Below are 5,037 nucleotides of genomic sequence, written 5' to 3'. Positions count from 1 at the left end.
CCAGGCAGCTTGATGACACCTTCAAAATGGCCGATGCGACATTGGGCCCGATGGTCGATCTAATGGAAGGAGCTGCGCGAATCGATCCCGAGAAGCTTCATGCTCTGGTTCTCAGGCAGTTGGGGCGATCAGATCGGATTCAAGGTATTTTCGTGTACGACGAGCATGGAAATTGGGTGCTTTCACCGAAACAGGAGGGTGTCGCTCTCGCCAATAATTCCGATCGTGATTATTTTGTTTTTCATCAGAATCACGATGACGATCAATCTTACGTGGGTAAGCCCATCCTTTCACGCATGGACGGCGAGCGCATTCTGACCATCAGCCGACGCTTCAATAAACCGGACGACACGTTTGGCGGCGTCGTGCTCATCAGTTTCAAAACAAGCTATTTCGAAGCGCTTTACCAGCAATTCGACTTGGGCCCGCAGGGGTTGATCAACCTCGTGAATAGCGATGGCGTCGTCTTGCTTTCCTCCAGACTGAATAATGAAGTGGCGCAGAATGGCGATCAGTGCAAGTCAGATGCAACCCGGACGACCTGGCAGGCCAGCTCTGTGTCAGCGAAGGATAGACACAGGAACCTCATAATCGCTGCTTCCGCTCCTGTTCCCCCCTACGACTTATGCCTCGTAGTCGGTTTGGACGGGGACGAAGCGCTTTCGACCATGCCGCTATTGATCACCATGGGGGCCGTCGGTGGAGGGCTTATCGTCATGCTTCTGCTAGGGGCTGCCCTATGGCTGGATCGTAAATTGATCGAGACCCTCGGCAATGAAATCAAGCTGATCGAAGAGTCGAGAACGGACGCGCTGACGCTGGTTGCCAACCGGCGAGCCTTTGACAATCACCTCGCAGCGATGCTTCAGGCCGCCCCACTGGTGCCAACCATGGGGAGTATTCTGCTGATCGACGTCGATCACTTCAAAGGCTTCAACGATCGATACGGCCACCAGGAAGGTGACGAATGTCTACGCAGGGTTGCTCATGAATTGAGTTCGATTGTCCATCGGCCCGAAGACCTTGTAGCTCGCTATGGTGGTGAAGAGTTCGCGATCTTGCTGCCGGGATGCGGGCTTGCCGTGGCCTGCCGCATGGCGCAGGAAGCTGTGTCGCGCATCAAGGCACTGGGCATTGAACACGCAGGAAGCTCTCATGGTGTAGTGACGATCAGCATCGGTGTCGCGGCGACGGCCATTCCTGGGAGTTATTCATCTGCAGCCCTGATCCGGGATGCGGATCGTGCGCTGTATTGTGCCAAGCGCGAGGGGCGCAATTGCTTCCGCGAGCACAGTTAGCGGGTTCGCGCGTCCGCAGAACTCCTATACGGGCGCATTGGGGGCTGCAGTCTGCGGTTCCAGAATTACCGGCGACGAACCGCCAGCGTCGGGGACGGCACGCTTTCGCACAACCTGCCGCAGCAAGCCGGGGCGTAGCCGCCCACGCTCCACCTATTGCGTCGGGACGCTGGCTATCTCGCAAGCGGAGCGCGCAGCGCCGCAGGCGCGAAGGCGTGAGGGATTGAAGCCGAATGGCCGTGACGCCACCGGCGGCACGGGGCGCAGCCCGAAAGCCCGGTGGCGCATGGCGCCGACACGCCCAGGTCGTTCTATATTTTCAGTAAGAAACCCAAGATAAGCACATGACCATCCAGCACCGACACGAAACCACGGACGATATTGCAGCCATCGAAGCCGTCACGATTGCCGCTTTTGCCGATGCACCGCACACCAGCCACACTGAGCAGTTCATCGTGTGCGCCTTGCGTGCAGCCAATGAACTGACGCTTTCCATCGTGGCCGAGGAACATTGGCAGGTCGTCGGCCACGTCGCACTGTCCCCCGTCATGATTACCGATGACCAAGGACGGAAGGCTGATGGTTGGTACGGGTTGGGGCCAATCTCCGTCCTACCGCAAAGGCAGGGGCAAGGCATCGGTTCGCGCCTGGTGGAACAGGCGCTGACCGAACTGCGAACCATGCGGGCCGCAGGCTGCGTACTGCTGGGCGATCCCGCGTACTACACGCGGTTTGGCTTTCAGGCCCATGCGGGGCTGCAACTGCCGGGCGTGCCGCCCGGCTATTTCATGGCGCTGCCCCTGCATGGGACAGTGCCGGAAGGCATCGCGCACTACAGCGATGCCTTCAACGCCGCCGCCTGAGCCAGCGCGAAGGCGGCGGCATGGCGTTTTAGACTATGGAACGAATGACCGCTATGCCAAATAGCCGGATGTATGACTAATGCTCAAAGTGATTGCCCAAGACTTCATCAAGCCAGAGTGCATCGAGAATGTCATTCCCCTGTATCGGGAGCTTGTCGAGAAAACCAAAGAAGAACCGTTGTGCGTGTCTTACGAGCTTTTCATCGACGAGAAAGACCCTGGACACTTTATCTTCATAGAGGAATGGCCTGATCGTGCTGCGTTGGATGCACACTGCAATACCGAGCATTTCAAGAGATTGGTGCCACTGATAGATAAGCATCAACGGTCGCCTGGAACCTATCTGCTCATGGGTGCCTTCGAGTAAGCCAAGCCTGACACGCCGAAGCGCCCCGGCCGGAACCGGGGCGCTTATCTGCGGTGCAAGGTCACGCGGCCAGCGCCTCGGCCTGCGGCTCATCCGCCACGGCGGCGGCATCCTCCGGCGCGTCCGCGCCCGCATCCGCCGCCACGGCCTGCGCGTCCTGCTGCGGGGCTTCGGCGCGGAAAATGGCGGGCATCCAGCCGGTGCCATCGGCCAGCCGTTCGGCTTCACTGGCAATGTCGGCCTTCTTGAGCTTCGCCAGCCGGGTGACGTGCGATGGCGCGAACGCGCCCACGGCTTCCAGAATCACGGCCTTCGGCACATGCCGGAAGTAGCCTTCTGCGGTCGGCTTCCACCATGCCGCCATGTCCAGCCCCACGGCCTGCGCCAGTTCCGCGCCCGGCTGGTGCGTCGTGGCGCGAGGCGTCACCACGTCCACGGTCGCCGCCACGCATACCGCCAGCAGCCGCACCAGTTCGCCTTGCTCCATCGCCAGCAGCGCGGCGAACAGTTCGGCGCTGTCCTGCGGCAGCGCTTCGCCCGCGACCTGCTGCAATTCGCGCAGGGCCACGGCGGCGGGCGACTCGGGCCAGTCGGAGGCCATGCCTTCCAGCCGGCCTTGCACTTTCAGGCTCACGCCTAGCGGCAAATCGTGGCCGTAATGGCTGTCCTGCAAGACGGTCTGCACCATGCCATGCACCAGCGCGGCCAGCGCGACTTGCGGATGCCGTGCGACTTCGATTTGCAGCGCGGCGGTGCGGTGGGCGCTCAACCGCTGCGCCAGCCGGTCGGACATGGCGGCGGTCTTGGGCTGCTCGTCGTTCTCGCCTTCTTCGTCGTTCGCGGCTTCGCCTTCGCTGCCGAAACCCTGCCGCAAGCGTTCCAGCGTGCGCAGCGCCTTGGCTTCGGCTTCGCGCATCAACCCGCGATGAATCACGGTTTCGCCGTTGCGGTCGATGGTGACGATGGCACCGGCTGCGGCCTTCACGTTCGTGGCGTAGTCCTGCAAGCCATCTTCCAGCGTCTGCAACTGTTCGCCCAGGGTTTCGCCTTCTTCCTGCAAGGCATCGGCTTTTTCCTCGTCGTCGGCGTCCAGCGCGGCATCCACGGCTTCGGCCAGTTCGTGCAGCTTGGCTTGCAGCTTCTCGATGCGCTGCGCTTCGCGTTTGTTCGGGCTGCGGCGTTCCTGCGGGGCGCGCTGGAAGGCGTGCAGGTCGGCATGGGTCATGCCGGGCGTGGCATCCACCCATGCCCAGCCCTCGGCCTTCACTTCGGCGGCGATGCCCGCCAGCTTGTCTTGCGCCAGCCGCTCCAGCAGCGCGGCGTCGGCCAGATACACGCCCTTATCGCCTTCCGCGAACAGGTCGCGGCGAATGCCGCCGCCTTCGCGCTCGTAGGTGTCCAGCCCGACGAAGCGCACCAGCGGATGCCGGTGGGCGTCGATTTCGCGCTCGGTCAGGCGTTCGCGCAAGTGGGACGGATGGCGCTGCCACGTCGGCGCATCGTAGAACGCGGCCTCCTGCGCGGCGTGGTCGTCGGTGATGGCAAGGGCCATCAACTGATCGAGCGAGACGGCCTCGGCGCGGTAGTCGGCCAGCAGGCGCGGCGAGACGTTGGCGAGTTTCAAGCGGCGTTGCACCACCAGCGGCGTGACGCTGAAATCCGCTGCAATGTCCTCGATGGGGCGGCCTTCGGCCACCAGCGCGGCGAATGCCTCGAACTGGTCGGCAGGGTGCATGGCTTCGCGCTGTACGTTCTCGGTCAAGCTGGCCGTGCGGGCGGTGGCATCGGCCACCAGCAGGCAAGGCACCTCCCATTCCTTGCTGATGCGGTGCTTCTTCGCCAACAACTTCAACGCAGCGAGGCGACGGCCACCTGCCACGACTTCGTAATGCTCGCCATCGGCGGCGGCAATCACGATCAGGTTTTGCAGCAGGCCGACACGCTGGATGCTGGCGGCGAGTTCGGGGATGGACATGCGCGGGGTCTTGCGCACGTTGCGGCCAGTGGGCCGCGACACCAGCCGCGACAGCGGCACCAGAATCAGGTTCTTGGTCGGGTCGGCGGCTTCCAGCGCGTGGGCTTGAATGGCGCGGGCTTCGGTTTGGGTAATGGCATTCATGGTGATAACTCCTTGCGGTTGGGATGCAGCAGCGAAGAAAGCGGCAAGGGCTGCTGCCTGCCCCAGCCGCGTGGGGATTCAGGCTTTCAACTGGCGCATGCCATCGGCCAGCAGCCAAAGCGCACGGTTGAGGCGGATGTTCTGGTCGATGCCCTGCACCGGGCGGGTTTGCTGGCGGCGTCCGTTGGCGCTGCGCCCGCGCAGGCCGCCTTGGGTCAGGTTTTCTTGCGTGCGGTTGAACACGCTCCACAAGTCCGGGCGGCGGTCATCGAACCGGCGCGGCATCAGGATTTGCGATTCGGTAATGGGCGCGGGCTTGTCGGGGTCGTCGTACTTGAGGGCCAGCGCGGCGCGGGCGAACACTTCCGATTCACCGGCGTCCAGCGTGAT

Annotated in this window: 5 protein-coding genes; 3 read left to right on the top strand and 2 right to left on the bottom strand. The window is 62.7% G+C overall.

Annotation, left to right across the window (positions count from 1 at the left end; all coding sequences use genetic code 11):
* From QZY06_RS03320 to QZY06_RS03310, 3 genes are all read left to right on the top strand, one after another.
* The coding region (locus tag QZY06_RS03320; protein ID WP_295680177.1) for a sensor domain-containing diguanylate cyclase at positions 1-1,298 on the top strand (1,298 nt) is incomplete at its 5' end.
* A 344-nt stretch (positions 1,299-1,642) separates the two neighbouring features.
* Positions 1,643-2,161, top strand: coding sequence for a GNAT family N-acetyltransferase (locus tag QZY06_RS03315; RefSeq protein ID WP_295680175.1), 519 nt, complete (start codon positions 1,643-1,645; stop codon positions 2,159-2,161).
* 79 nt (positions 2,162-2,240) lie between these two features.
* Entirely contained in the window at positions 2,241-2,528 is a 288-nt protein-coding gene (locus QZY06_RS03310; RefSeq protein ID WP_106468520.1) for a putative quinol monooxygenase, read from the top strand.
* A gap of 61 nt (positions 2,529-2,589) precedes the next feature.
* Here the strand turns inward: QZY06_RS03310 and QZY06_RS03305 are convergent, their stop codons facing one another.
* Entirely contained in the window at positions 2,590-4,647 is a 2,058-nt protein-coding gene (locus QZY06_RS03305) for a ParB/RepB/Spo0J family partition protein (protein WP_295680171.1), read from the bottom strand.
* Between the two features lie 78 nt (positions 4,648-4,725).
* The coding region (locus tag QZY06_RS03300) for a DUF932 domain-containing protein (RefSeq protein WP_295680169.1) at positions 4,726-5,037 on the bottom strand (312 nt) is incomplete at its 5' end.

Origin of the sequence: uncultured Nevskia sp., assembly GCF_903885465.1 — a bacterium.
GTDB lineage: Bacteria > Pseudomonadota > Gammaproteobacteria > Nevskiales > Nevskiaceae > Nevskia.
The sequence above is the reverse complement of the archived record's forward strand: the minus strand, read 5'-3'. Positions and strand labels throughout refer to the sequence as shown.

Coding starts and splice junctions, on each gene's coding strand:
- QZY06_RS03310 (WP_106468520.1), top strand. CDS start 2,241: ATGCTCAAAGTGATTGCCCAAGACTTCATCAAGCCAGAGTGCATCGAG.
- QZY06_RS03315 (WP_295680175.1), top strand. CDS start 1,643: ATGACCATCCAGCACCGACACGAAACCACGGACGATATTGCAGCCATC.
- QZY06_RS03305 (WP_295680171.1), bottom strand. CDS start 4,647: ATGAATGCCATTACCCAAACCGAAGCCCGCGCCATTCAAGCCCACGCG.